This is a genomic window from Microbulbifer pacificus, assembly GCF_033723955.1.
GTDB lineage: Bacteria > Pseudomonadota > Gammaproteobacteria > Pseudomonadales > Cellvibrionaceae > Microbulbifer > Microbulbifer pacificus.
The window spans coordinates 2,983,228-3,008,586 of record NZ_CP137555.1; the positions used below are offsets into that span (position 1 = coordinate 2,983,228).

Sequence of the window (25,359 nt, forward strand, 5' to 3'; positions counted from 1 at the left end):
TCGGCATTTTGCGGCCCGGAACTGGCCTGGCGTGACCAGTTTCCAGCGCTCAGCGCTGCGTGTTTGCAACTGAGCGACGCGCAGGTGGATTCGCTGGACTCGCAGCCCGAAGCACTGCACGGTTTTCTGGCGGATTTCTTGCCCGGTTACCGCGACCTGCTGGCGCTGCTGCCGCTGCCTGAGTACAGCCGCTCCGCCCCGCTTGCGGAGCGGATGGGTACCGGTGTGCCCGGGCGCAAATGGATGCAGACGGCCGCCTTTGTCGGTGTGCTGCCGACGGCGATACCGGCGCCGGCACAAACGGTGGTGGACTGGTGTGCCGGAAAATCCCACCTGGGTCGCGCGCTGGCGCACCACTGGCAGTGTCCGCTGCATGCGGTGGAACGCCAGGCGTCACTCTGCGATGAGGGGGCGACCCTGGCGGCGCCCTGGGTAAAGGATGTGACGTTTTCCTGCAAGGACGTGCTCAAGGATTCCCACGCATTTGCTGCGCCGGATTTTGTTATCGCGTTGCACGCCTGCGGGGATCTGCACCGCACACTGCTGCGGCAGTGGCGCGACAGCGATTCGACATACTTGTGCCTGGTTCCCTGCTGCTATCAACTGTGGCTGGACGATCTGTATATGCCGCTGTCACAGGCGGCCCAGGCCGACGATCTGGCCCTGAACAGAAACCAGGTTCGCCTCGCGGTACAGGAAATGGTGACCTCGTCAGAGCGCGAGCGCCGGCAGTCCCACACCATGGGGCAGTGGCGCATGGCGTTTGACCTGATCCAGCGGGAGCTGCGCGGCGTCGATGAATATCTGCCGACTCCCTCGCTCGGCTATCACATGCTGGCGCAGGGACCGGAGCGGGTGATTCAGGCCCTGGCCGATAAAAAATCCCTGGTTATTCCGGAGGGGTTTGATATCCAGCCCTATCTCGCGCGCGCCGAGCAGCGCTACGCCGAATACTTGCGGATGCAGCTGGTTTCCCACGGTTTTCGCCGCGCGCTGGAATTGTGGCTGGTACTGGATCTGACGCTGTATCTGGAAGAGGGCGGTTGTCAGGTTGAGCTTTCCAGTTTTTGCTCCCGTGACATTACCCCGCGCAACATCCGAATTTTTGCCAAACGCAATGGCGTCAGCCGTTAGCATCGCTACAGGTTTTATATGTATTCCACCAACTTCACCCGCCTGCGCGATCAGGAACTGGCAAAGTCCACCAAGCCGTTTCATGCCAAGGGCAAAAGCGTTATTCGCTGCGCCGACTGCCAGATGGCCGAGTACGCGTGTATCTGCCAGTGGCGGCCAACGGTAGAGAGTCAGATTGACTTTGCTTTGCTGGTGCACCGCAAGGAGCTGTTCAAACCCACCAATACCGGCCGCTTGATTACCGATGTTTTCCCACAGACGCCAATATTTCTGTGGAACCGGCTGGAGGCACCGGCGGGTCTGGAGGTATTACTGAATGACCCGGCGCGGGAATGCTATATCGTTTTCCCGGCCAGCGAGGATGAGGGAAAAGCACGGATAATTGTGCAGGCATTGCCCGCGCCTGGTGCCAGTAGCAAAAAAATCACGCTGCTGGTCTTGGATGGTTCCTGGAAACAGTGCAGCCGGATGATCGCGCTCAGTCGCTGGCTGGACCGCGTGCCCTGCCTGAAACTGCCGGATGCTTTTGTGAAATCGTATCTGGTGCGGGATTCGGGAAGAGACGATCGCTTTTCCACCGCCGAGGCGGCCATCAGTTGCCTGTTGCTGGCGGGGGAAAATCACCCGGCACAGATACTGCAACATTATTTCTCGCTGTTTAACCAGCACTATGTGGCGACGCGCGGCTGCTATCTGCCGGAGCGGGGAGAGAGCCACGAAGTGTTGGAACAGCACTTACTCTCATGCACGGCGAATGATAACTAAGCGCGAAGGCGTATCGCGGAAAATCCCACCGGATCACTCGATCCCCAGCTTAGCTGCAATCCGGCTGATTGCCTCTCGTGCACCCGCGGCCATGCAAATGGCGTTGGGGTGAGTGGATTGCGATTCCCGCGGGTTTATCCGGATCAGGGTGCCATCGAGATATTCACCCTGGTTCCGCACCGTGGGGATGGCGGTGCCGGCACCGCATTCGATGGTGACCAGGTTGCCAATTCCTCGCAGCCAATTCTCGTACCTGGCCTGTTGCATCTCTGCGCGGCGGGCGTTCCAGTGCCAGTCACCGAACATCAGAATGTTCGGGCGGGCTACCCCTCCGCAGTCTGAACATCTGGGCATTGCGCCGATCGCGAGGCAGCGCTGTTCATCCACCTCAACGGTATGGTTGTCGGCTTGCCAGATATTGCTCGCACAGTCTTCTGCGCATTGAAAGTGGTGGATCGAACCGTGGCACTCGAAGATCCGCTCCGGATCGAATCCCGCCTTGGCATAGTGTCCATCCACGTTACTGGTGAAAACGAAATAGTCTTTCTGCAGCTTTTCGGTTATCGCCAGCAACAATTGGAAACCGGCGTGCGGCTGTACCCGCCGGTAGAGATTCAGGCGGTGGCCGTAAAATCCCCAGGCGCGCTCGGGGTAGCTGTGGAAATGCTCCGGATCGGCAATCTCGACAAAGGACAGGCCGGCCTCGGCCAGTGCCGGATAGGCGCGCCAGAAACCTTCGTTGCCGCGAAAATCCGGCAGCCCGGAGTCGACACCCATACCGGCACCGCCGGTAATCAGCAGGCCATCGGCCCGACGAATGGCAGATGCGGCCTGGGTGGCCAGTTCAGTCAATTCCAAGGTCTTTCCTCAGGTCGGATTATGTGTCGTATTAAAGGCGAGTTTCGCAAAAACCGGGTCTCCAATGGGGCTCCGGTTTTTACGCTAGCGCATTAATTATCGACGGTTTTCCAGCGTGTCTGCCGGCGTAACAGGATCAGGGTAAACAGCAGCAGAATCATAACAGGCCCCGTCGAGCCGCCACTGCTGCGGGGATAGGCGCGGTTGCCATTGAAGGCCGGTTGCGCGCTGTCCTGCCGGTTGTCCTGTACCGGCGCTACCGCGCGGTTTTCACGGGCGGTTCTTTCCCGCTCGACGCGAGCCTTGTTATTGCGGGCAATGCCCTGTTGCTCGAATACCTGTTCCTCCACCACCACCATGGAGGTGTAGGGGGTTACCAGCCCATGCTCCACCGCGAGATCGACGATGGCGTCTTCGCTGTCGCTGTCATGGCCGAGGTAGTCCATGCGATTCTGCAGATCTTCAATAGTGGCGTAGGCCCACAGCCGCTCCAGTTCCGGGTTGCGGGTGTCGATTGCCGGGAACTTCAGGTCCGAGCGGTAGTGCACCTCGCGACCTGAAACCTTGCCGTTGATGTCGAGCTTCGCCGGGCCATCGCCCCAGTAGTGCCCGAACACAATCAGCTGCTGGCCGCGGTACAGGGAGCCGATCTGCGCGGGGCTCATATCGCGCACCTTGATCCCGGATTTGTTGCCAGAAATGCTCAGGGAAATATCCCGGTAGGCTTCATGGCGCAACTGGTCCGCCGCCTGCACCAGGCGCCCGGAGATGTCATCGCTGTTGGATATGTTCATGGCGAAGCCGTTGGATACCTTGGCCATGCCCTCGAGCAGTGGGCGGTTGGCGCTGTTGCCCATCACGAAGGTGAACAAACGGATATCGTGTTGTTCGAGCAGTTCCAGGAAGGCTTTCTTGGCAACCACGCCCACATTGGCAACACCGTCCGTCACCAGGATCACTGCGCTGGGGCGGTCGGAGTCGAGCCCGGTGTACGCGGCTTTCAGGCCGGCGAACAGGTTGGTGCCACCGTCAGGCTGGGTCGATTCCAGCAACCGCAGATAGTGGGTTACGTTGGCGTCGTTGACGGCGACATAGCCGTTGGTCAGCTCGTGGGCCTGGTCGTTGAACAGGACCATGCGGAAGCGATCCCCCGGCTGCAACTTGCCGAGTCCCTTGCGTACACCTTCTGCAAGGCTTTGGTATTTCCCCGCCATGGAGCCGGAGAGATCCAGCACGAAGGTCCAGTCGCGCCCCTGGGATATTTCACCCAGGTCGTCCCCCGGCGTCAGCGTCAGCATAAAGGTGCCGCGATCGCTGCCCTCGGGGCGGTAGGTGATCATATCCACAGCACCGGGCAGACCGGGCTGGTGGCGCCAGTAGGCGACGATGTCCTTGTCCAGGGTAAAGGCACTGGCGGTCGCGGTCGTCATCGATGCGGGTGGTTGGCCTTCCTCGCCGGCAAGCGCGGCACCGCCGGCGGAATTGGCGAATGACACCTGCCATTCCTGGTCGGAAGAGCGCTGCACCTGTGCCTGCGGGTGCGCGGGCATCAGGAACTGGTCGATGGGGTAGGAGGAGCGCATGGTCAGCTTGAAGCTGAACGCTTCCTGCACGTGTTCCTGATAGGTGAAAAACGCCATGCGCTCTTCATCCACGCCGCCTTCCTCCAGTGGGTACACATAGCGCCCGATACCCAGTTCGGCATGTACCGGCTGGATATACACCATTCGAATACGCGCGGTGTCATTCGGCAGCACCGGGTACACACGGCTGTCGAAACTGCGGTATTCATCCTGTTCCGTCAGCGCGGTTCGCCGGCCCTGGGATTTTTCCTGTTCGTACAGTTCGCGCGCCCGCTGCTTCCGCATTACCTCGCCAGTTACCGGCTTGCCATCAATCCAGTAGGTGAATTCACCCACCGAGGCCTTTTCCGGAACCGGGAAGGTGTAAATGGCTTCCAGTTCCTGGTCGTGGGGGTTGGCAAATGTCTGCTCCACTTCCGTGATGGCATAGCCGTCCTCGATCACCACATTGACGTGGTGCTCCTTGATCTCCAGCTGGGGCAGATTGCTGTTGGCCGGGGTCAGCAGGCCAGCCGCCATGGCGAGACCCGGCAACAACGTGCCCAGTATCAAACACACACACCAGCCGATAGGGTTGCTCCACAAACGTTGCATTGTCGGTTCCTCCGTATGCCACCTGGGGCTGAATGGAATTGCGTGCCTTCAAGGGCACGCGCCGGAGGGGAATGTATCGGCAAAGGCTCGCAGGGTTCACCCGGATCCGATAAAGTCGCGTGAGCGGGACCGGAAAGTATCAATTGGTGATACTTACGTGGTTCTGTGAGACAGAATTTGAGGGGCGGGGAATGAGCCAGGTAGCGGCACTGATGAAGACGCTGAAGCGCGAGCTGAAGGCGAGGGGAGTGACTTACGCGGAAATTGCCCGCCAGTTGGATCTATCGGAGAGCAGCATCAAGCGGATGTTCACCGGCGGTACCCTGTCTATTACACGCCTCGAATCCCTGTGCGGTATCGCCGGGCTGGATTTTTCCGAACTGGTGCGCAAGGCCGCAGAGGCACGGCGCGGCATCGCGACCCTGAGCGAGGAGCAGGAGCGGGAAATCGCTGTGGACCCGCGCCTGCTGCTTATGGCGGTGTGCGTGCTCAACCACTGGACCGTCGAGCAGATTCTCGAAACCTATGAACTGAGTCAGACCGAAAGCATTCAATTGCTCGCGCGTCTCGACCGGTTGAAGCTCATCGAGCTGTTGCCGCTCAACCGCTACCGGGTGATCGTGGCGAAGGAATTTCGCTGGCTCCCCAACGGACCTATCCAGCAGCTGTTCCAGAAGGAAATTCAGCCGGAGTTCCTGGCATCCAGTTTCTCCGGCCCGGGGGAAAAACTCGTATTCCGCACCGGCATGCTGTCGCGGGCGGCAAATGCCGAGCTGATGAAAAAAATGGACCGGCTGCTGCAACAGTTCGACGAGCTGCACGATGCGGATGCAGTATTGGCGCTGGACGAGCGCTACGGTTCCAGCCTGCTGATCGCGTTACGCCCGTGGGAACTGCAATATTTCAGCCGCCTGCGGCGCGGCAACCGGGAAAAGGTTTTTCCCAAGTGAAGCCCGCGAAGTAACCGGTTCACTACTTCACGAGTTCGACTTCACTTGGGCGCTACTGCTTGGTGAAGAAGGGCTCCAGCGCGCTGTACAGGCGCAAGATGGGGAAGAAGCTTTTCCCGGGATGGTCTGGATCTTGTTGCCGCGCGGATAGCGCTGGTGCGTATCGAGCACCACTATTTCGCTGAATCTTGTATTAGATATGTATTGCACAGCTTTTCAAGCTCCGTCGACGGAAACACCTGATCAACCAAAAAAAAGGAAGACGAAAATGGAAGATGCCAAGTCAACCACTGTCACGGTAGAAGAAAATGGTGACGGAAAATTCGTGCAGACGATGACGTCAGGTATACATCAATTACTGGCAGATGAGCCGGAAGATGTTGGGGGAAGTGATCTCGGGCCGGGGCCTTACGAGTATGTTCTGATGGGGCTTGGGGCCTGTACCAGTATGACCATCCGCATGTACGCGGATCATAAAAATATACCCCTGGCTCGTGTGCGGGTGATTCTTTCTCATCAAAAAATCCATGCGCAAGACTGTGCGGATTGCGAATCCAGCAATGGAAAAATTGATGAGATAGTGCGAGAAGTAATCCTTGAGGGGGATCTAACCGAAGAGCAGCGTCAGCGGTTGCTGGAAATCGCCAATCGCTGCCCCGTGCATCGTACGTTGACATCAGAGATCAAGGTTCGCACTCGGCTGGCCTGAAACGAGGTTCCAATTAACGACTTTCCTTTATTCCTTCAATAACTCTGGGACTGCATAAGTGTGTGCGACCTGCCCAGTTTTTATTTGAAATCATCGATAAGAATTGACGGTTACTTATCGCCCTAAAAAAAAGCGCACCTGATTTTTGGCGTCGCAATACGCGTCCTTTGATTAGCTTTCACTAGATTCAATAGATCATCTGAATAGGGGAAGTCAGGAAATGAAGGCGCTGAAATGGCACAGGTTGAAATGTCTCACCCCTGCGCTGTTGAGTATTGGCCTCGTGACAGCAAGTTTTGCAGACGAGGAATTTACCTCCATGCAGATGAAAGGTGTGGAACCCGTGGAGATCAAGGTTGATGTAGAGGCAGCGGCCAAGCGATTGTCCAGGGCGGTGCAGTTCCCGACGATCTCGAACCAGGACCGCAGCGACTTTGACGTAAAAGCCTTCGAGGGGTACCACCAATTCCTGGTGGAAGCCTATCCCAACGTTCACAAGACCCTGAAAAGAGAGAAACTCGGCAAGCCCCGCCCTTATAGCCTGCTGTACACGTGGGAAGGCAAGGACCCGTCATTGCCGCCGGTGGTATTCATGGCGCATCAGGACGTGGTGCCCATTGCCGAGGAATCCCGTGACCAGTGGAAGCAGGAGCCATTTTCCGGCGCAATCGCGGATGGCTATATCTGGGGGCGCGGCGTACTGGATGACAAGAACCAGATCCACGCGATCCTGGAAGCCGCGGAAATGAAGATCAAGGAGGGGTTCCAGCCGAATCGCACCATCTACTTCGTGTTCGGTCACGACGAGGAAGTCGGTGGCCCGGAAGGCGTCAAGCATATCGTCGATGTGCTGGAAGGCCGCGGTATCAACGAAATCGCCTTTGTTATCGATGAATCGGCACCATTAATACCCGGCGTTTTTCCTGGCATTAAGGAAAATTCCGCTCTTATCGGTATCGCGCAAAAGGGCTACATGAGCCTGCAGCTTTCAGTTAACGGTGAGGGCGGACATTCTTCCCAGCCTCCTGAGCATTCCAATATTGGCATATTGGCGGCGGCGATCACTAAGCTCGAAAACACCCAGTTCCCCTACAAGATTAACCGGGCGGTGCGCTACCAGTACCGCTTTATGGGCCCGGAGCTGCCGAAAGAAAAGCAGCCCATGTATGAAGCGGTGGCGTTCGGCAATGACAGTAAAACCACCGAGTTGGAAAAGAAGTTTATCGACGAGATGGCCGCTCAGCAGGTAACGCGTGCCATGCTGCATACCACCATTGCGGTCACCATGTTTAACGCCGGGATCAAGGACAATGTGCTGCCGCCATCGGCAACTGCGGTAGTCAATTTCAGAATCGCCCCGGGAGATAGCAAAGAAGGCGTTATCGCCCATGTCAAACAGGCGATTGATGATGATCGCGTCCAAATCAAGGATATCTCCGCCTCGACGCCACCCACCAATATTGCGGACCCGTATGGCAGCGGCTACAAGATGCTGGAAAAAACAATCCGGCAAACCTGGGGTAATGACCTGATTGTTTCACCTTTTTTCGTGATTGGTGGCTCCGATTCAAAGCATTTCCAGGCGCGGCCATTTGCTCCGAATGTGTACACGATCACAGGGATTCAGCTGGAGTCGATGGAAGAGTTCGGCGGTTTTCACGGGGTGAATGAACGCATACTGGTGGATGAGTACGGTCGCTCCATCGCTTTCTTTTATCAGTTGATGAATAACCTTGAGGAGCTCAAATAGATACAAGCACGCGAATATGGTTCCTGGTCACGTCTTTCCCGGCTGCCCGCTGCGCTGACTTTTCGGTCGCGATTTGCTCCGTCGCGTTCATACATGTGGTGCCTCTTCGCTAGTGGGTCCTATTCCAGCGTTACCACAACCGCCATCTCTGTAGGGTACAAAAAACCGTTTGCTCATAAATTGCCCATGGGCTATTGTTCCGCCAGCTGTAGGAGGACGACCTCCCCCAATTCGGGTAAAAATGCCTAGGACGACCTGGCCCTGTTTGAAACGGTGCAGTCAATGTCCTGGTTTTACCTTCTCGTCGCCGGTGCCCTTGAAGTTGTTTGGGCTTTCTCCATGAAGCAGTCCCACGGCTTCACCCGGCTCACCCCTTCCATTATCACCCTCGTCACAATGATCGGCAGTTTCTGGCTGTTGGCCGTTGCCATGCGAACTATCCCACTCGGTACTGCGTACACCATCTGGACCGGTATTGGCGCTATCGGGGCGTTTCTTGTGGGGATTATGGTTTTTGCGGAACCGGTGAATGCAATGCGAATCACCGCCGCGATCCTGATTGTTTCGGGCTTGGTATTGATGAAACTTTCCAGTGCCTGAGATCAGCGGTCTATAGGGATAACCTGCTTCGCTGGAAACAGTAAACATCTATAAATGTTTCCAGCGAAGACGGAAGTCGAGATTAGTTTCGTTTTAACTTGGACGCGTCAACTCCTTTTGAGTAATCAGCGGGGCTCCAGCGGAGTTCTACTTTGACGTTTTCGAGCGGTTGTCCGGAATTATTTTTAAATACATTCAGATTGTCCGCTTCATGCAGTGCAGTTTGACGGAAAGCGTCCTGATACTCGGCTGGTGCGTCCACGCTGATTACGCGGGGATTGACCGCAATGCCGCTCTCCCGTACATCCAACTCTACTATCGCCGATGCAGAAACCCCCAAGGCTTCCAACCCTTCTGGATAGCTCGGGTAGTGGTTTTTGATGTATTGCAATTTTGGGGTCCCGCTGAACGAAATTTCATTCGCAGCGGTTGGGATTGAATAGGGCAATAAATGAATTTTACGGTGGGGCATCCTTTTAAGAGCCTTATCGCGAGCAACCTGTGATGCGCCGACTCCTGCCATATGGAATCGCGCAACATACTCGGCGGCAGTCAGGTTGGCGTTTTCGCCACTAAACGGTAGGGTTTTGATGAAATTGGTCGCAGATTCAACAAACTCCTCCTCATGCCCACCTGATGTCACAACCTCTAGTACCTTAACCGACGAAACCACACCCTCTTCAACGTCAAACTGGAGATAAACTTCGCCTTGAATTCCTTCAAAAAATGCCGCTCTTGGCAAGGAAAGGTTGAATAAGTTTAATTCGTTAAGATTGATGGTGTTTTTGGTGTTTGCCGATGCTTGCCCCCAAAGGAACGCTAAACTCAAAATCGCTGCACTAATCCAGCCTGCGAAAAGGCGGGCCAGTTTTGATGGTTTTAAAGCGGTTTTCAAGCGATTGATCCGTGTAATCATTGTCATCTTATCTCCGTAATGTGATTGAAGCATCCAGAATCCGTTCCAGTGCTCGTAGGACTGCAGCATCGCCCTGGAATATAGGATTTTTTTGTGTTTGTCAGCCTGAGACAGTACCTCTTCATCACAAGCGCATTCTTGCGTAAGTCGGAAGCGTAGGTAGACCACCCACACGACTGGGTTAAACCAAAAGAAAATTGCGAAAATTAGAGAAAGCAGATTCCACAGGTTATCGAATCTATTGGCATGTACGAGTTCATGCTCAAAGACATAGTCCAGCTGTTGTGGCTCATAACATTTTTGATAGTCAGTGGGGAGGATGATTTCTGGCTTGAATATCCCCTTTAAAATGGGGCCTTTCACCTTGTTGGACGTATAAAATATGCCGCTGGGAAGTCGATGATACTGCCGCTCATCAAGCACTGGTGATTTTGGTATCGTGGCAAGCCTGACTAACCCAACAAGTAAGCCCGTCAGTAAAGTGCCTACCCCAAATAGCCAAATCCATTGAACGTTATTCGCTGAGTTTGATGTCAGGTTTTGTGTAACCTGGTATTCGTTAACGGTATTGAACGTAGTTGCTAGGGTTTCAGAAACCAAATAGGCCGATTCGCTAGTGGCGGCTGAGCTGTCAAATTCTATGGGTGGAAGGTTGACAAAGATAAGTGCCAGGGGAACGAGTGCATACAGGCGGTAGGTGAATTTTGCTCCAATACGTTTTGCCAAGGCCAAATCGCTAAGCCAAACTACGAGGAGAGCTAATGTCAGTACCTCTTGCTGCTCTAGAACCCAGTTAATCATTATCTTTCTCCCATTGTTTGATAATGTCTTTGAGTTCCTCAATATCTGACTTCTTTAATTCCCCACCTTTTACAAATCCTGAGATAAGCATCGAGAGCTGGCCGTCAAAAAGTCGGTCCACGAACTTTTTACTCTGTTTGATCTGGTAAGCCTCGCGATCAAAGCAGGGAGAATATAAATAGGACCGCTCCTGTTGCACATAATCGATGGCCCCCTTTTTAACCAGGCGGCTCAGCAACGTTTTTACAGTTCGCTCTTGCCAATCTTTCTTATTTTCAAGCCGCTGAAAAACCTCCCGAGCACTCGCAGGTGCACCGTCCCATAAGGCTTCCATTACTTCGTGCTCTGCCTCTGAAATCTCCATGCGGCCTCCGATTACATGTGTAGTCTTAATTGATTACAAATGTAGTCAATGCGAGGTCTAAATGAAATGAGGATTTAGAAATAGATATAATTTTTTATAGATTAAAATGGAATATGTGGATGATTGGATTTAGCTTGCGTATGGAATCCTGGAAGTGGTTTGGGCTTTTTCCATAAAACAGCCCCACGGCTTTACCCGGCCGCTACGGCTTCATGGCCATACGAATAAGGCCCGTTACCTCGCGGTAGCGGGCCTTATTCATTTTAGGCAGTGGTGGTTGCCGGCGATGTTTATAGCCGAGCTTTAATGGGCCAGCGTAAATTCAATCTTGCGCCGCTCCATGTCTACGCCCGCAACGCGCACCTTGATGGCATCGCCGATGGCGAAGCTGGTATTACCACGCTCACCGGTAAGCCGTTGTGTGGCGGCGTCGAAGTTGTAGTAGTCATTTTTTAGTGCGGATATATGTATCAGGCCTTCAACCTGGATATCCTCAATCTCTATAAAAAGACCGAAGTGTGTGACGCTGCCCACTAGCCCTTGAAAAGTCTTGCCGACAAAGTCCTGCATATATTCGCACTTGAGCCAGGCTTCCACGTCCCAGCTGGCTTTATCCGCGCGGCGCGATGCGTTTGAGCAATGTACCGCGAGGGTCTGCATGGCCGGCTTATCGTAGGGGTAACTTTTCCCCGGTGCGAGGGTTTCTGCATTTTCGAAGCGCTGTACCGGTGCACTTCCCGCGCCGAACACATATTTAAGCGCGCGACGGAATGGGTTGCGTTGTTTTTCCTGGCGGATGACCGAGCGAATGGCCCTGTGTACCAGCAAATCCGGGTAGCGGCGAATAGGTGAAGTAAAGTGGGCATAGGCGGAATAGGCGAGGCCAAAATGGCCACGATTTTCCGGACTGTACTCCGCCTGGCTCAGCGATCGCAGCATCATTGTGCGAATGGTCTGGGCATCGGCGCGCTGCCCGATACTGCTCAGTAGCCGGTCGTAATGCGCGGGCGAGGGCTTGTTGCCGCCAGCCAGCTTGAGTCCCCGTTCATTGAGGAATACGCGCAGGTTCGTGAGCTTTTTATCCCGCGGGCCGTCATGCACCCGGTAGAGTGCCGGCATCTTCTGTTTCTTGAGGAAGTCTGCCGTCGCCACGTTGGCGCTCAACATAAATTCCTCAATCATCTTGTGCGCGTCGTTGCGTATGACCGGGACAATCCGTTCAATCTTGCGGTCTTCGGTGAAGTGGAATTTTACTTCCGGTTTTTCAAAGTCCATGGCGCCGCGCTTGGTGCGGGCCTGTTTCAATACCGAATACAGCTGGTGCAGCGCTTGAATGTGCGGGCCTGTTCCATTGAGGTGGCGGGCAGCCTGCCGCCCGGATCGCGAATCCGGCGATGTGATGAACGCGTTTACCTGGTTATAGGTGAGCCTGGCGTGGGAGTGGATTACCCCTTCGGAAAAGGTATAACCGGTCATTTCACCGGATTTACTGATGGTCATTTCACAGACCATTACCAACCGGTCTACCTTGGGATTGAGTGAGCACAGACCATTGGATAGCGATTCCGGCAACATAGGCACAACGCGGCCGGGAAAATACACGGAAGTCGCGCGCGTTTGCGCTTCCTGGTCGAGCGCACTGCCAGGCGCCACGTAGTGGGACACATCGGCAATCGCCACGAACAGGCGCCAGCCGCCAGATGGGTCTTTTTTGCAGTACACGGCATCATCGAAATCCTGGGCATCTTCGCCATCGATGGTCACAAACGGCAGTGCGCGCAAATCCGCGCGGTGCAGTTTGTCTGCCTCGGGCACTTTGCTGCCCAGCCGCTTTGCCTGGCGCAGTGCGTCCTGGGGCCAGCTATGCGGGATGCCGTGGCTGCGGATCGCCACATCGATTTCCATGCCGGGTCCCATGGAATCGCCCAGCACCTCGGTCACCCGACCGAAGGCATTGTAACGACGGCAAGGGAAGTCGATGATCTCGACGAAAACGTACTGCCCTGGCTGGGCGCCCATCAATTGGTCGCGATCCAGGTCAATCTCGTGGGCAATACGGCTGTTTTCCGGCTTCAGGAAATAGTGGTCGTCCTCGAACTGCAAGCGCCCCACCAGATGCGTGGTATTGCGTTCAAGTACCTTTACAACAACGCCGACTTTGCGGCCACGGCGGTCCAAACCGCTGATACGGGCCTGCACGCGGTCACCGTCAAACACGGTGAGCATTTCGTTATCCGATAAAAAAAGGTCTTCACTGGAATCATCGGCGGTCAGGAAGCCAAACCCATCCGGGTGACCGATAATACGGCCGCTGACCAGGTCATTTGCCTTTACCAGACTGTAACCCTCGTGGCGATCAAACACGATTTGTCCATCGCGCTCCATGGCACGCAATCGGCGGCGCAACGCTTCTTTTTGTTCATCACCGTTGAGGTGCAGGACCTTTGCGAGCTGCTCGCGATCAAGCACTTTCTTGTTTTTCTCGAGCAAGCTCATAATGAACTCGCGCGCGGGAATTGGGGTGCTGTATTTTTCAGAATCCAGCGGATTAAACACAGCTATTGGGGATTTACTCATGATTTCCTCTCGGGAAAACCGCCAATAAGATTGCGCTTGGTAAAAACTTGAGTGGTGTGTCAGAACAGATCAGGTGTTACTCGGCAAGATATGCAGGCGGAGGTTGCTCAACGAAGTTGAGGCGGTATTGCAGTTGGGCATTCAAACTGTAAGCAGCCTGAATACCCATCTTTCAGGTTGAGGTACCGGGACGGTTCATCTCAACCGGAGTGGCATCTAAGGCCACTCCTCAGCGGACCGCAGTATGGTCGGCTATATGTGCGAGCCTATTGGCTCAAAGGCAAACGATGTTTTCAGCTTGCGGGCCTTTAGGGCCTTGAGTTACGGAGAACTCAACGGACTGACCTTCAGTCAGGGTCTTGAAGCCTGAACTGACAATCGCGCTGAAGTGCGCGAACACATCCGGGCCAGACTGCTGCTCGATAAAGCCAAAACCTTTGGTTTCGTTAAACCACTTAACAGTGCCGGTCGTTGTTTTAGACATGGTAATTTCCTGTAAACAAATAAAGGTATGCCTTTGTGGGGCATGGATAGCAAAAAAAGACTGGAATTTAGATGCGACAGGACGAAGTAAAACGGATGCGACGGAACTGAGGATTTAAACAAGAGGCTTACTTTTGACTGAAGCCACTGTATGCCCCTGCTGGGGCTAAGTCAAAGTATTTTTCGTAGGTGCGGAACTGGTGAGTCACGAAATTGTATTTGGGGTAATGGGGGCCTTGGGCGTGTCGGCATGTGCTGCAAGGTATTGGGCGAGGGCGAGTGGCGATACCGCTTTCAAATAAGAGTAAGCGGTAGCGCTTCCTATCAAGGTACTCAGGTTAATTCGGCGTGTACCAGATCGGCGAAGTCCACGCGCGCTCCTGAATACTTACTGGTAGGTCTTGTGGTCGTTTGAGGCCGTATCGTGCCGCATCATAGGTGGACCAGCGCGGTGTCGGGATTTGCAGAACACGTGCATAGTACATTGCGTGTTGTGACGGATCGAACTCGGGATCGGTCCAGGTGGCAACCAGCTGGTTGTCGCCGATGGTATTTTGGTAAGTCGCGTCCTTTTCGTTGACCGTATCGCCGACCGGAGGGATTTTGCCGTCCGCGCCGGGTTTCCTGTCGTCGGAAAGGGCGACGTCATAAATTTTGGATTGCTGCTCGCCGGACTTGTCGACCCAACCTTTGATGATCTGGATACGGTCGAGGTTGGCACCGTCGGGTTCCTTAAGGGCCTGCACGATAAAAGTGGGGGCGGTTCCAGCTTCTGGTGCTGCAGGCAAGTTACCGCCCATAGGCACGCCTTTTTCATAGGCCTGCTTCACGCCATCGTCGCTGCCGAGGGAGATTTCGGATATACCGAATCCGCCGAAGAACCGCACCATGGGGCGCGGCCCTGAGGTCGCGTAAGTCTCCTTGCGTTTGATCGCATCAAAAATGCCATCGCGCGTATTGGACTCTGCCCACACCGCCGCGACGCCGCCAGAGCTGAAATGCCGTACCTGTTTAGCCGCCTTGGCATCCACACCGGGAGGGCCTTCCAGCCGGTGTTTTGGATCGATCTCGAAGCCGAATTTGCCGGTGTAGTTATCCTCCTCGATCGCGGAGGCACCGTTGTGGGTGTCGGAATCGCCGATAAAGCCAAATTTGAACGGGTTGCCCTTACCTTCACTTTCGAGCTTGAGCCCGCGGATCAGGGCTTCCCGTGCGTAGCCTCCTTTCTTGTGCTCGGGCGGGGTAGCGGTCGGCGCAAGCGTGTAATCCCAGAGCTCGAAATTACCGAACTCATCGTTGGGAAACAGCGCGGGATGCGTTTCCGAGGTTCCCTTGATTTGCGTAAGTTCATACACGGGTTCATTGCGCATACGTGTAGATGCGTACTGCTGGTCCAGTGAGCTACCCCCATACGATTTGTCCACTGGGAACATTAGCCCGTCACTGGCATTGCCATTGTGGGCAACGGCGAGGAGATCGTTTCCGGCGTCGCGCTGCGCATCCATCCAGCGCCACAGGTCTTCTGGTGTGCTGGAGTCCAGTGCGGAAAAAGGTGCATCCGGGACTTTGGCGCTGTCGCGGAAAATGACCACCCGGTGGAGGTTTCTCCAGTCTGGGTTTGAGGTCCACTCATAGCCAGGCATGGTGGTGAATTTGCCCGGCTCGTAATACTTGTCGGCAATTTTTACGACTTCCGACCAGAGTGTTCTTGATAGTTTTGGGTCTCCCAGTATTGGGTCCTTTTTCATGTGGGAAATGCCGTCCAGAAGCTTTCCGTAGGCATCGAAGGACTTTTTGGGGTCGTCGCCAGCGATATCCGCAGCCAGGGGATGTTTACTGATCGGACTATTGGGATCTCCCATCAGTGGTAGTACGCCGAGGTACTCCGCGTGATCCGACAAGATATACCAGTCCAGTGGTCGTTCTATTTTTAGCGGCTTCCCCATTTCACCACCGCCGGGAATCTCTTCGCCCATGGCCCAGCGGTAGGCGTCTTCGGGGTTTACCCAAGCCGCATTGATGTAGGCGTCGAACGACCTGCGCGTATGCACGTGTAAATTGCCGAAATACACGTTGCGGTTTGGGTTGGATGTCACGCCGTCGCCGGTGGGCGTGGTGCTTGGCGGCGGAGCCGTGGTCTCCGTGGCAGTTGGTGCCTCTGTAGCTGCGGGGGCTGCTGCCGCGGTAGAGTCCTGCCTTTCACCCGTATCCCGGACTACCTTGTTTTCTTTGTCGGCACCACACGCTGTAAGCAATGTGGCAAGCAATAGGGACTGGCAGAGGTATCGCATGGGGGACTCGCGTCATGACTCAGAAAGGCGGTGCTAACACAGAGTCTAGTAATAGCAGACTATCGCTGTGCCTGATGTGCGTTCCGCGAAAGTTAAATGGCGCCTCTTAAAGGGTGTGTGCATGAGGAGTACTGCTAAAAATGATGGTAATGAAGCCAAAAATTCTTCCCTTCGATCCCGCTAGTGAATACCTGACACCGGAGGGCTGCTGGATTATTGAGATGTCGAACGATGCCGATGATCCTGACTGTTCGGTGGCCCGTGCGCGGGTCTCCCCGGGAGCAACCACCGAGTGGCACCATCTGGAGGGCGTGGCGGAGCGATACGTGATTCTGGAGGGCGCGGGGCTGGTGGAAGTAGACGGCCTGACCCCGACAATGGTGCAACACGGGGATGTGGTCCAGATTCCGGCTGGAGTAGCGCAGCGGATTACAAATACCGGCGATGGGGACTTGGTCTTTCTGTGCGTATGCACGCCGCGCTTTCGCGCGGAGTTATATGTGCGGTGAGAGGATCTGGATGAGGGTGTATAGCCGGTGGCACTAGTCCGGACGGCCTGCACGGGACCAGAACAGTGGCCGTGCAATCGCCTGCCCGAACCCGATACCGAGGAGAAGCAATATAGCGACGGCGGCACCCGCAACGGCCCCCCAGAAATGTGACTCGGTCACCACCGGGACCCCGATCAGAGCGGTCACCATGCTGCCGCTGGTACCGTAGGATTCTGAATAGAGCTTGAGCGCGACTACAGCCAGCACGATCAGGCCCTGCGAACGCTCGCCAATCGTGGCGATATTGAATATCGCTCCCAGCACCAGCAGGGCGTGGATAACTCCCGACAGCCCCCGGTACGACGCGATCTGCGGTTCAAACAGCAGCAGCGCCAGGCCGCACAGGGCTGCGACGATGACGAGCCCCGCCAGGGCCATGTGCGGCCGCGGGCGCAGCGGCATCAGTACCCAAGCCAGCGCCAGCCCGAAGCCGTTCAACAACAGGTGGTTCAGGTTGGTGTGGACCAGGTGGCCGCTAACAATGCGCCAGTATTCACCGGCGAGAATCCGGCTGTGGTCGTAGGACAGCAGCGCGCCGAGCGTATCCTGTTTCAGGTATATGGCCGCTGCTGCAGCTACCACCATTAGCGGCGGCAACCAGTAGAGGGCCTGTTGTAAACGCTGCTTGTCCATAGCTGTAGTCTCGAGTCGGGTGCTGGCGGCAGTCGCATAGCTGGTTGTAGGTGCTGTAATAACTGATTTTCAGTCTTAGGGGAATCACGCACGTTTTTGACAAACCACAAGGTGAAGTTGGCCACTCAATGGCTTGATAGGTGAAATCGTGCCCGTCATCCACCTGGAGCAAAGGGGCTCGGTGATCAATCTAACCTGACTATTTACCTATTGAGTGAGCTGAGCTATGAGTGAGTCTGAGATAAAGTGGGATTTGACCGCGGAACTGTCGATGGATTTTGTGCCCATATTCGTACGCGGTACCGTGAAGAAGAAGGTAGAAGCTGCGGCACGCGAGCGAGGGATCAAAGAAATTACCGTAGACTTTATCGAGGAAGTCCGTAAGGAAAAAGATCGCTAAATCGGTTATCAACTCTCTCATGGCCCCCTGTGCCGCAACGCATCGGGGTTCATCGGAGCACGACGCTGGTGCCTACATGAATCAACGCCGCAATAAATAAATTATCTTAGGAGCAGGACGATGCAGTTGTCCGTGTGGCATGACTCTGGACGGTATCTCGATTACCGTGGGCATGAAATTTTTTACCGGGTAGAAGGGCAGGGGCCAGCGCTACTGCTGATTCATGGCTTTCCGACCTCCAGCTGGGACTGGAAAAAGATTTGGCCAGAACTAACCCAGCACTACCGGTGTATCACTCTGGACATGCTGGGCTTTGGCTACAGCAGTAAGCCGCGGCAAAAATACCTGATTTCTGACCAGGCCGATATTTTTGAGAGCTTGCTGGACACTCTGGGCGTGGAGGCGGCGCACCTAATCGCCCACGATTATGGCGATACCGTTGCACAAGAACTGCTGTCACGGCAGCTGGAGGGAAAGCTCACGTTTAATATCCGGTCGCTGCACCTTCTGAATGGTGGTTTGTTCCCGGAAACCCATCGGGCATTGTTGATACAAAAACTCATGCTCAGCCCTTGCGGCGGATTACTCGCCCGGTTGTTCAACCGGAAAAAGCTGGAGAAAAATTTCAGGAAAATTTTCGGTCCCACTACAGCACCTTCGCAGCAAGAGATCGATGATTTTTGGCAACTCATTACCCACAATCGTGGGCAGCTGGTCATGCATCGGCTGATGGATTACATGAATCAGCGGCGCCAATACCGCGAGCGCTGGGTAGGCGCACTGCAGCAAGCCTCTATTCCCATCCGTCTGACCGTAGGGTTGTCCGATCCGATTTCGGGCGCGCATATGGTAGAGCGATACCGGGAACTCATTCCCAATCCTGATATCGTGGAACTCGAAAATATTGGCCATTATCCGAACGTGGAAGCGCCGGCCAGAATAATTTCTTCGATAGCGGAGTTTTTGCATACTCCAGCCAGCACGGCGTCATGATATCCATAATGAAATCAATTCCTGAGGATTTTCGCCAACACCCGATACTTCAAGAGGCTGGTTAAACCTCAACGAGATCATCTTCACGGAATGTGAACCAGCCGTTTCCCCTGGATGCCTCGATCACGCCCCACAACTTGTCCGGGATCATGATTTCGGGGACCTTTTCCGGCGCCAACTCCGTATCAATCTCACTGTCCCGCTGACGTTGAGCCAGCTCTACCCAGTCAGGGTTCATCACCAGTCCTTTGCCGACGGCGACCAGTGACAGGCCAAGGTTCAGTGCTTCTTCAGCTTGTGAGGGCGTGCGAACATTACCTGCTGCGATAACCGGTACGCGGTCGGCCACATGTTGAGTGATCAACTCGGCAGTCAGTTGATTTGCTGTGGCGTCGATCGGTGTGGCGTTCAGAATGTCCGCTAACGAAACATGCATGTAATCCACTCCGCTCTCGATCAGACGATCAATGAGTGCGTAAGAGTCATCAATCCTCAGCGCACCTTCCCCGGACTCTTCAGGCGAAATACGATACCCGAGCAGGAATGGCTGCTTGGCGTGCGTGTCGATGACCTTTCGTACTTCCTTCACCAAGGCTGATGGGAAACGCATGCGATTTTCCAGCGAGCCACCCCACTCATCGGTACGCTGATTGAACATGGGCGAGAAAAAGTTTTGGATCAAGAACCCATGCGCGCCATGCAGCTCAACACCATCAAATCCGGCATCAATGGCGCGTCGGGTTGCGTCACCAAATGCCCGGATGACTTCGAGGATTTCTTCATGCGTCAGTGCGCTGCTGGCGATTTCCCCACTGTTGAACGGCCCTGCTGGTGCCTTCAGGTCACTGGCACTCACGATTTCACCGCCGGGTACCAGCTCGGGTACTGCCTTATTGCCCGCATGAAATATTTGCAGTATCGCTGGAGCTCCGCCGCTCTTTGCAGCCTGGGCGAGACTCCGCAAACTCGGGATGAATCGATCATCATATGCGGCAAACTCGTCTGTAAAGCCGATACCGTTTTCCATTACATGGGTGCATCCCGTTATCACCATTCCGACGCCATTGGCGCGGTGGCGATAGTACTCAAGTTCCTGATCGGAAACGCTTCCATCCGGGTTGGCGGACCAAGTCGTCATTGGCGCCATCACAATCCGGTTGCGCAGGGTAGTGCCGTTTTTAAAGGTAAACGGCTGAAATACAGAGTTGGCATTTTTGGCTGTCATCTGGGGTACTTCCTATGGTGTAGGCTTGCCAAAATGAGCGGACTCACCGGCTACCTAAGTGATCCAGGTTGCTATTGTGTTGACCTAGAGTACTAACAATTGCGGGGCTGAAGATTGCTAAGTGTAAAAAGGGGCTTGTCTGCGTCGGAGTCCAGCTTATTTACCCCGACGTCTTCCTTACTTTGCAGCTCTAGGGGCGCTCAATAATCGGCATCCATTGCGTATCAATGGCCTTCAACATTTCATCTGGAGTCTTCTGCTGTGTCATCCGTCCACGCCGAATTTGAAGATGCACAAAGGATTTTGCTCCCCGACTTATCACTTTGCTTCGGAAGGACTCAATCCGTTCCTGACTGAAGTTACTGTTGAACGTATTGAATAAAACCACATGGTTCCCATCAAAGCGGTTACTTTTCATGAACGCCCAAATCGGCGGCGCGGGTGAATAGAGCCAAATCGGTGACCCTAGATATACAGTGTCATAAGACGATAAATCGATAGTACGGGGAACGATATCGGGTAGTGCCTGAGGGCGGCTTTTCAGAGCGTTAGCATCTTTGAGCGCGTTGGTAAGACCAGCAATTCCCAGCTCGTATTCAGATGCCTGCAGCTCCACCAGTCGCGCATCGAGCTGTGTCGCTAAATGACGTGCAGCTAACGCGGTATTGCCGGAACGGGAAAAATATATGACCGCATTGCGCTTGGAGTCCGATGCGACCGGAATATCTACACCACCGGCCTTCAGGTGCCGGGCCTGATAGTTTTCTATCCAGGTAACGCCAAACAACACACCAAGCACAGCAACGACAACCAGTGCCAGAGCTAAAGCAAACCAGTGCAGAAATGACATCGTCTTCACCACTATTTGGAATAGGCGAAAGGTCTCGCGGGATTGTTAAAAATCGGTCGACTTGGTCAAAGCCTCGAGGCCGCGTGTTTCTTCAATACGGGCCAGCAATGAGGGCATGACAAAAACCACCGCATCATTGCCTATCAGCAGCTGTCTGGGTGGGTTACAGGCTAGCGCGGATTTCTATATCGGTGAGCAGCACACTTACATGAAGTACGGCTTGTCACCGTCACTGCCGGGTTTGTTTACTCCCAGGTTCCCGCCCAAGTGCAGCTCCGGTGACACGATGATCTTGGCAACCAGGTCCGCCACGCTCTCGCGTGAGACCACTGTTCCTTTGAAGGCATCCCCTTTGGCGGTGATTTCGTAGTCCACCTCGTGTTCGTCCGTGAGCCACGCTGGTCTCAAAATGGTGTAGTCGAGGCCCGAACTCTCGATGGCATCTGCGGCCCTGCGGTAAGGTTCGAGGTCTGTGCCAATAATCTCGTTGTTCCACTGACCGAATCGACCCGGCACTTCATCGTAAATACCGAGCGAAAGTATGAACACCAAGCGCTTTACGCCTGTGTTCTGCATCGCTTCGATCACGCGTTTTGCTTGTATGTCCAGGTCCTCTCCAATGAGGTTGGCATACACGATATCTTGGCCTGCCATTGCTGCCCGCAGCAGCTTACGATCCAGTACGTTGCCAATTACGATCTGTCCATTGGCAGGTTCCCACCCGGTAAGCTTGTTGGGGTTGCGCTGAAGCAGCGTCAAAAATACATCTTTTCGGTCTGTCAGCTTGGCGATAACCCATCGGGCGATCTGTCCGTTTGCGCCCAATACGAGAACATTTTTCATAGATTGATTTGCTACATTCCGGAGAGCGCGCAGCGTGCAGCTGCGCATATCTCCGTTGAATCTGAAGAGGGTTCCAGCCAGGGTGGCTGGAACCTCTGGTTTTTCTCTCAACCAGTTCCGCGACAGCTAGAGGTGTCGTTCGAAGAATGGCAGGACCTCAGCCATGGCCAGCGCGACAGGCTCGGACTTGTCGTAGAGGTCGTAATGGGAGTAGCCCTCAGCCACGAAGATCTGCTTGTCTTTCGACGCGGCGCGCCCATAAATCTCCCAGCTATCCCGATAGGCACCGAAAGCGCCGGGCTTATCACCGGTGACTACAAGCAGCGGCTGCGTTAACAGGCTCTCTGCATTAAGAAACGCATCCCATCCCATAGCGGCGCTGTTAAATGAAAACAGGCCACTGGTCGCACCGTTCGGCTGTTGGCCGCGCGTGGACTTGTAGTAGTCCGTCGCTTCCAGCACATCCCTGTCGGTGATGCCATTGGCCCGACCCTCCTCCACGGAAGCTGGCAGGTAGTCGATGACGTGGCGCTCTGCACCCTGCACTTCGGCTGTGCGCTGCTTGCCCATGGCCTGCAGGGCAGACACGGGATCGAATTCACTAAACCCTTCCCGAATCAGGCGCCCGAAGTTCACGCCGGTAATGGAGACTAGTGCCTTGATGCGGTGATCGGTAATCGCCGCGTGAATGGTGTATCCGCCACCACCACACACACCGATGGCCCCGATACGGTCCTGGTCCACATAGGGCAGTGTTACCAGGTAATCGATCGCAAAGCGGATGTCGGATGTGCGAATCGACGGGTCCTCGATAAATCTCGGGGAACCGCCACTTTCGCCCTGAAAGCTGGCATCAAACGCGAGGGCGACAAATCCGGCTTCCGCCAGTGCCTTCGCATAGATATTGCCGGAGGTTTGTTCCTTGCAGCTTCCGATCGGATGCGTGCTGACGATGGCCGGATATTTTTGGGTGTCATCAAAACCCGGCGGCAGGTAGAGGTCAGCGGCAGACTGCCATCCCAGGTTCTGATAGGTCACGTGCTGGATGCTTACGTTACTCATTTACATCACCTCGAATTTTTTATCGGGGCACACACAGAATGTGCCCCAACATTACGCGTATAGAATTCAGTTACTTCAGCGTGCGCGCGAAGAACGGGGTCAGTACGGATACTGCTTCGTCCACATACTCGGGCACGTCGTACAGCGACATGTGGTTCGCCCCTTTCACGACATGCATGGTCTTGTCGCTGCTGGCGGCGCGGGCGATCAGGTCATCACTCATCCATTTGCTCCCCGCCTGGTCGCCGGCAACGGTGAGTACCGGTTGCGTCAGGAAGGCTTCGGCCAGGTTGTAGGCGTCATAGGTGATGATCTGGTTCAGGCTGCGAGCGGTCATGAAACCGGGCGCATTCGGGTGCTGACAGCGATCGGTGTGGTAGTACTCCCAGGCCTGGCGCAGCTCTTCATTGGGCGCATCCTCCTCCTTCATCGGGGCGAGGGGCAGGGTGCCCAGTTCACCGCTGTTGGCATCGCTGGTGCGCGCGTCGGAGCCCGCCACGACATACGGCAGTGCGTCGGCATCCTTGACGTTGTTTTCCCAGCCGTTGCGGAACATCTGGCCGATGTTTACCGCACTCACGGTGGCCAGGGATTTGATGCGACGGTCGGTGATCGCGGCATTGGCGGAATAGCCGCCGCCAGCACAGACGCCCATGGCGCCGATGCGGTTGTTGTCGACGTATGGCAGCGTGGTCAGGTAGTCGATCACCGCACTGACATCCTCGGTGCGGATGTAGGGGTTCTCCAGCTGACGCGGCATGCCGGTGCTCGCTCCCTGGTAAGAAGCGTCGTACGCAACCGTGACCAGGCCACTGTCTGCCAGTCGCTCGGCATAGAGGCCGGCTGTCTGCTCCTTAACACCGCCGCCGGGGTGGGATACCACGACTGCGGCGTACTGCTGGCTTTCATCAAAGTCGGCAGGGAAGTACACGTTGGCGGCGATAGTGACGCCCTGGCCGTTGAGGTTCTTGGTGCTGATGCTTTTCATGCTGGTGCTTTTCATGACGGTGCCCTTCATGTTGGTAGCTTCGGTTTCAGTGTTTTTCTGAGCCGTTGTGCTCTGACAGGGGAAATACTAATGGCGGGCCTTATTTGGAAAAACGTGCTAAAACTTAAATCAGTGTTAAGTACAGGTTAACAATATGGCCATCGATCCCTCGCTATATCCGTCACTAGTGTGGTTTGTGCGTATAGCGCGTCACAGCAGCATTACTAAGGCGGCGGAGGAGGGGGAGGTATCACGCGCAGCCCTGTCGCAGCACCTGAAATCGCTGGAACAGCAGCTGAATGTGCGGCTGCTGAATCGCAGTACGCGGAGCATGTCGTTAACCGAAGATGGGCAGCGGCTGTTTGATGTTCTTGCCCCGGCCATTGAATTGGTTGACCGGGCAGTCTCTGGGGTTGGGGAATCGCAGGCAGAGCCGTCGGGTGTAATACGGATCAATACGTCGAGAGTGGCAGCCAGGTTATTGCTGGAGCCAAAGATGGAAATATTTTTGGCGCGCTACCCGAAACTAAAGTTGGAACTGGTTATGGATGATGGCCTTTCCAATATCATTTCCAGTGGCATGGACGTCGGTATTCGCCTGGGGGAAAGTCTGGCGGAACATATGGTGGCAGTACCGGTAACACCGCCGATGTCGATGGCGATCGTCGGCTCCCCGGAGTATTTCGCGAAGCACGGCACCCCGGAAACACCGGATGACCTGCTGCAGCACAACTGCCTCGCCTTTCGTTTCACCTCCAGTGGCAACATCGACCGCTGGTCCTTCACATCGCAGGATGATGATAAACGCACGCTGGTGTTCGAGCCGAAGGGCAACGGGGTGTTCAATGATGACGAATGTATGCTGCGCGCCGCCATTCATGGCGTGGGGCTGGTGCAGCATTTGGATCTATGCGTACAGCAGTATCTTGCCGATGGATCGCTGGTTAGGGTTTTGCAAAGCTGGTGCAGGCCGTTTCCGGGGTTCTTTTTGTATGTGCCTTCGAGAGCGCAGATGCCGGCTAAAATCCGGGCGTTGATTGATTTTTTGGTGGAGCAGCGGGATGAATTTGGGAGTTAGTGGCAGCTGAATTAAATGGGATAGGCAAGGGCTAGATGTGCCCGCGCTTTGTGTTCTCTTGCGTCACTTCGCAAAAATAAAAAGGCCCGTTACCTTGCGGTAACGGGCTTTTTTAATTGATTGCGGGGGTTGAAAGATAGTTATAACTCATTGATTTTTCTACTTTTCGGAATTGGTGTTTTACGTGACTCCACAAATAACTCCACCATTAGCGTGAGGTATCAGGAGTGATCGCGGGGTTGCTACTTCTCACAGCGCTGCCTCTTTGGATAATCATTCTTACCAGTTTTGAAACCCAATAACGATTCCGGCCACGGAGCTGGAAGAACAGCAGATCACTACTCGCGACAAGTTTCGGTTG

The 25,359-nt window shown here is 54.9% G+C and carries 23 protein-coding genes; 10 read left to right on the forward strand and 13 right to left on the reverse strand.

What is annotated here, in order from left to right; genetic code table 11:
* Nucleotides 1-63 precede the first annotated feature (63 nt).
* Together R5R33_RS12785 and R5R33_RS12790 are read left to right on the forward strand one after the other, a co-directional pair.
* Entirely contained in the window at nucleotides 64-1,134 is a 1,071-nt protein-coding gene (locus R5R33_RS12785; protein ID WP_318953089.1) for a methyltransferase, read from the forward strand.
* Between the two features lie 18 nt (nucleotides 1,135-1,152).
* Complete coding sequence (locus R5R33_RS12790) at nucleotides 1,153-1,899, forward strand: tRNA-uridine aminocarboxypropyltransferase (RefSeq protein ID WP_318953090.1); 747 nt, start codon at nucleotides 1,153-1,155, stop codon at nucleotides 1,897-1,899.
* Nucleotides 1,900-1,932: 33 nt separating this feature from the next.
* On the opposite strand, the gene R5R33_RS12795 is transcribed toward R5R33_RS12790, so the two are convergent.
* Nucleotides 1,933-2,757, reverse strand: coding sequence for an SIR2 family NAD-dependent protein deacylase (locus R5R33_RS12795; protein ID WP_318953091.1), 825 nt, complete (start codon nucleotides 2,755-2,757; stop codon nucleotides 1,933-1,935).
* Nucleotides 2,758-2,849: 92 nt separating this feature from the next.
* Nucleotides 2,850-4,934 (reverse strand): VIT and vWA domain-containing protein, encoded by a 2,085-nt coding sequence (locus R5R33_RS12800; protein WP_318953092.1) that lies wholly within the window; start codon nucleotides 4,932-4,934, stop codon nucleotides 2,850-2,852.
* 191 nt (nucleotides 4,935-5,125) lie between these two features.
* Here R5R33_RS12800 and R5R33_RS12805 point away from each other — a divergent pair, with 191 nt between their 5' ends.
* The 4 genes from R5R33_RS12805 to R5R33_RS12820 all read left to right on the forward strand — a co-directional run bounded on the left by R5R33_RS12805 (nucleotide 5,126) and on the right by R5R33_RS12820 (nucleotide 8,943).
* A complete protein-coding gene (locus R5R33_RS12805) occupies nucleotides 5,126-5,884 on the forward strand; it encodes a helix-turn-helix domain-containing protein (RefSeq protein ID WP_318953093.1) in 759 nt (252 codons plus the stop codon).
* Between the two features lie 268 nt (nucleotides 5,885-6,152).
* Nucleotides 6,153-6,593, forward strand: coding sequence for an OsmC family protein (locus R5R33_RS12810; RefSeq protein WP_318953094.1), 441 nt, complete (start codon nucleotides 6,153-6,155; stop codon nucleotides 6,591-6,593).
* 283 nt (nucleotides 6,594-6,876) lie between these two features.
* Nucleotides 6,877-8,343, forward strand: coding sequence for a M20 family peptidase (locus R5R33_RS12815; protein ID WP_318953095.1), 1,467 nt, complete (start codon nucleotides 6,877-6,879; stop codon nucleotides 8,341-8,343).
* 282 nt (nucleotides 8,344-8,625) lie between these two features.
* Nucleotides 8,626-8,943: a DMT family transporter gene (locus R5R33_RS12820; protein WP_318953096.1), complete on the forward strand. Its 318-nt coding sequence runs from the start codon at nucleotides 8,626-8,628 to the stop codon at nucleotides 8,941-8,943.
* An 82-nt stretch (nucleotides 8,944-9,025) separates the two neighbouring features.
* Here the strand turns inward: R5R33_RS12820 and R5R33_RS12825 are convergent, their stop codons facing one another.
* The 5 genes from R5R33_RS12825 to R5R33_RS12845 all read right to left on the reverse strand — a co-directional run bounded on the left by R5R33_RS12825 (nucleotide 9,026) and on the right by R5R33_RS12845 (nucleotide 16,180).
* Nucleotides 9,026-10,660, reverse strand: coding sequence for a M56 family metallopeptidase (locus tag R5R33_RS12825; RefSeq protein WP_318953097.1), 1,635 nt, complete (start codon nucleotides 10,658-10,660; stop codon nucleotides 9,026-9,028).
* Complete coding sequence (locus tag R5R33_RS12830) at nucleotides 10,653-11,024, reverse strand: BlaI/MecI/CopY family transcriptional regulator (RefSeq protein WP_318953098.1); 372 nt, start codon at nucleotides 11,022-11,024, stop codon at nucleotides 10,653-10,655. Before R5R33_RS12830 ends, R5R33_RS12825 begins: the two co-directional genes overlap by 8 nt.
* Before the next feature lie 303 nt (nucleotides 11,025-11,327).
* Nucleotides 11,328-13,601, reverse strand: a complete 2,274-nt coding sequence (rnr, locus tag R5R33_RS12835; RefSeq protein ID WP_318953099.1) for a ribonuclease R — start codon at nucleotides 13,599-13,601, stop codon at nucleotides 11,328-11,330.
* A 274-nt stretch (nucleotides 13,602-13,875) separates the two neighbouring features.
* Nucleotides 13,876-14,085: a cold-shock protein gene (locus tag R5R33_RS12840; RefSeq protein WP_318953100.1), complete on the reverse strand. Its 210-nt coding sequence runs from the start codon at nucleotides 14,083-14,085 to the stop codon at nucleotides 13,876-13,878.
* A gap of 337 nt (nucleotides 14,086-14,422) precedes the next feature.
* Nucleotides 14,423-16,180: a DUF3604 domain-containing protein gene (locus tag R5R33_RS12845; RefSeq protein ID WP_318953101.1), complete on the reverse strand. Its 1,758-nt coding sequence runs from the start codon at nucleotides 16,178-16,180 to the stop codon at nucleotides 14,423-14,425.
* 335 nt (nucleotides 16,181-16,515) lie between these two features.
* Here R5R33_RS12845 and R5R33_RS12850 point away from each other — a divergent pair, with 335 nt between their 5' ends.
* The gene (locus tag R5R33_RS12850) at nucleotides 16,516-16,884 is read left to right on the forward strand and encodes a cupin domain-containing protein (protein WP_318953102.1); all 369 of its coding nucleotides are present in this window, start codon (nucleotides 16,516-16,518) and stop codon (nucleotides 16,882-16,884) included.
* Nucleotides 16,885-16,917: 33 nt separating this feature from the next.
* Here R5R33_RS12850 and rrtA read toward each other — a convergent pair whose 3' ends face one another.
* On the reverse strand, nucleotides 16,918-17,559 hold the full coding sequence (gene rrtA, locus R5R33_RS12855; RefSeq protein ID WP_318953103.1) for a rhombosortase: 642 nt from the start codon (nucleotides 17,557-17,559) through the stop codon (nucleotides 16,918-16,920).
* 226 nt (nucleotides 17,560-17,785) lie between these two features.
* On the opposite strand from rrtA, the gene R5R33_RS12860 reads away from it, so the two are divergent.
* Both R5R33_RS12860 and R5R33_RS12865 read left to right on the forward strand, forming a co-directional pair.
* Nucleotides 17,786-17,959 carry a PCP reductase family protein gene (locus R5R33_RS12860; RefSeq protein ID WP_318953104.1) on the forward strand — a complete coding sequence of 58 codons (174 nt, stop codon included), beginning with the start codon at nucleotides 17,786-17,788 and terminating at the stop codon, nucleotides 17,957-17,959.
* 120 nt (nucleotides 17,960-18,079) lie between these two features.
* Complete coding sequence (locus R5R33_RS12865; RefSeq protein WP_318953105.1) at nucleotides 18,080-18,952, forward strand: alpha/beta fold hydrolase; 873 nt, start codon at nucleotides 18,080-18,082, stop codon at nucleotides 18,950-18,952.
* Between the two features lie 61 nt (nucleotides 18,953-19,013).
* Here R5R33_RS12865 and R5R33_RS12870 read toward each other — a convergent pair whose 3' ends face one another.
* From R5R33_RS12870 to R5R33_RS12890, 5 genes are all read right to left on the reverse strand, one after another.
* Nucleotides 19,014-20,177 carry an NADH-dependent flavin oxidoreductase gene (locus tag R5R33_RS12870; RefSeq protein WP_318953106.1) on the reverse strand — a complete coding sequence of 388 codons (1,164 nt, stop codon included), beginning with the start codon at nucleotides 20,175-20,177 and terminating at the stop codon, nucleotides 19,014-19,016.
* A gap of 190 nt (nucleotides 20,178-20,367) precedes the next feature.
* Nucleotides 20,368-21,027, reverse strand: a complete 660-nt coding sequence (locus tag R5R33_RS12875) for a flavodoxin family protein (protein WP_318953107.1) — start codon at nucleotides 21,025-21,027, stop codon at nucleotides 20,368-20,370.
* 204 nt (nucleotides 21,028-21,231) lie between these two features.
* Nucleotides 21,232-21,870 (reverse strand): SDR family oxidoreductase, encoded by a 639-nt coding sequence (locus tag R5R33_RS12880; protein WP_318953108.1) that lies wholly within the window; start codon nucleotides 21,868-21,870, stop codon nucleotides 21,232-21,234.
* A gap of 126 nt (nucleotides 21,871-21,996) precedes the next feature.
* Nucleotides 21,997-22,932 carry an alpha/beta hydrolase gene (locus R5R33_RS12885; protein ID WP_318953109.1) on the reverse strand — a complete coding sequence of 312 codons (936 nt, stop codon included), beginning with the start codon at nucleotides 22,930-22,932 and terminating at the stop codon, nucleotides 21,997-21,999.
* Nucleotides 22,933-23,002: 70 nt separating this feature from the next.
* Nucleotides 23,003-23,935 carry an alpha/beta hydrolase gene (locus R5R33_RS12890; RefSeq protein ID WP_318953110.1) on the reverse strand — a complete coding sequence of 311 codons (933 nt, stop codon included), beginning with the start codon at nucleotides 23,933-23,935 and terminating at the stop codon, nucleotides 23,003-23,005.
* 139 nt (nucleotides 23,936-24,074) lie between these two features.
* Here R5R33_RS12890 and R5R33_RS12895 point away from each other — a divergent pair, with 139 nt between their 5' ends.
* Nucleotides 24,075-24,998, forward strand: coding sequence for a LysR family transcriptional regulator (locus tag R5R33_RS12895; RefSeq protein WP_318953111.1), 924 nt, complete (start codon nucleotides 24,075-24,077; stop codon nucleotides 24,996-24,998).
* The last annotated feature ends 361 nt before the right edge of the window (nucleotides 24,999-25,359 follow it).

Bases quoted from the DNA above. Each gene is read 5' to 3' on its own strand.
- R5R33_RS12790 (WP_318953090.1), top strand. From the start codon at position 1,153: ATGTATTCCACCAACTTCACCCGCCTGCGCGATCAGGAACTGGCAAAG.
- R5R33_RS12800 (WP_318953092.1), bottom strand. From the start codon at position 4,934: ATGCAACGTTTGTGGAGCAACCCTATCGGCTGGTGTGTGTGTTTGATA.
- R5R33_RS12805 (WP_318953093.1), top strand. From the start codon at position 5,126: ATGAGCCAGGTAGCGGCACTGATGAAGACGCTGAAGCGCGAGCTGAAG.
- R5R33_RS12810 (WP_318953094.1), top strand. From the start codon at position 6,153: ATGGAAGATGCCAAGTCAACCACTGTCACGGTAGAAGAAAATGGTGAC.
- R5R33_RS12820 (WP_318953096.1), top strand. From the start codon at position 8,626: ATGTCCTGGTTTTACCTTCTCGTCGCCGGTGCCCTTGAAGTTGTTTGG.
- R5R33_RS12825 (WP_318953097.1), bottom strand. From the start codon at position 10,660: ATGATTAACTGGGTTCTAGAGCAGCAAGAGGTACTGACATTAGCTCTC.
- R5R33_RS12830 (WP_318953098.1), bottom strand. From the start codon at position 11,024: ATGGAGATTTCAGAGGCAGAGCACGAAGTAATGGAAGCCTTATGGGAC.
- rnr (WP_318953099.1), bottom strand. From the start codon at position 13,601: ATGAGTAAATCCCCAATAGCTGTGTTTAATCCGCTGGATTCTGAAAAA.
- R5R33_RS12840 (WP_318953100.1), bottom strand. From the start codon at position 14,085: ATGTCTAAAACAACGACCGGCACTGTTAAGTGGTTTAACGAAACCAAA.
- R5R33_RS12850 (WP_318953102.1), top strand. From the start codon at position 16,516: ATGATGGTAATGAAGCCAAAAATTCTTCCCTTCGATCCCGCTAGTGAA.
- rrtA (WP_318953103.1), bottom strand. From the start codon at position 17,559: ATGGACAAGCAGCGTTTACAACAGGCCCTCTACTGGTTGCCGCCGCTA.
- R5R33_RS12860 (WP_318953104.1), top strand. From the start codon at position 17,786: ATGAGTGAGTCTGAGATAAAGTGGGATTTGACCGCGGAACTGTCGATG.
- R5R33_RS12865 (WP_318953105.1), top strand. From the start codon at position 18,080: ATGCAGTTGTCCGTGTGGCATGACTCTGGACGGTATCTCGATTACCGT.
- R5R33_RS12870 (WP_318953106.1), bottom strand. From the start codon at position 20,177: ATGACAGCCAAAAATGCCAACTCTGTATTTCAGCCGTTTACCTTTAAA.
- R5R33_RS12875 (WP_318953107.1), bottom strand. From the start codon at position 21,027: ATGTCATTTCTGCACTGGTTTGCTTTAGCTCTGGCACTGGTTGTCGTT.
- R5R33_RS12880 (WP_318953108.1), bottom strand. From the start codon at position 21,870: ATGAAAAATGTTCTCGTATTGGGCGCAAACGGACAGATCGCCCGATGG.
- R5R33_RS12885 (WP_318953109.1), bottom strand. From the start codon at position 22,932: ATGAGTAACGTAAGCATCCAGCACGTGACCTATCAGAACCTGGGATGG.
- R5R33_RS12890 (WP_318953110.1), bottom strand. From the start codon at position 23,935: ATGAAAAGCACCAGCATGAAAAGCATCAGCACCAAGAACCTCAACGGC.
- R5R33_RS12895 (WP_318953111.1), top strand. From the start codon at position 24,075: ATGGCCATCGATCCCTCGCTATATCCGTCACTAGTGTGGTTTGTGCGT.